The sequence below is a fragment of the Cupriavidus sp. SIMBA_020 genome (assembly GCF_046535395.1).
GTDB lineage: Bacteria > Pseudomonadota > Gammaproteobacteria > Burkholderiales > Burkholderiaceae > Cupriavidus > Cupriavidus campinensis.
Window position 1 is genome coordinate 1 of record NZ_JAWRWU010001048.1, and the last position, 256, is coordinate 256.

Here is a 256-nt window from a genome sequence, read left to right on the forward strand (position 1 = left end):
AACGTCGTAGTCTTCGACGGCCCTTTAGGGGATTCAAGATCCCAGTGAGATCTCATCTTGAGGCAAGTTTCCCGCTTAGATGCTTTCAGCGGTTATCTTTTCCGAACATAGCTACCCGGCAATGCCACTGGCGTGACAACCGGAACACCAGAGGTTCGTCCACTCCGGTCCTCTCGTACTAGGAGCAGCCCCTCTCAAATCTCAAACGTCCACGGCAGATAGGGACCGAACTGTCTCACGACGTTCTAAACCCAGC

The 256-nt window shown here is 53.5% G+C and carries 1 rRNA gene; it reads right to left on the reverse strand.

The window, feature by feature from the left end:
- Positions 1-256 (reverse strand): 23S ribosomal RNA (locus SB751_RS32680); the annotation flags it as partial.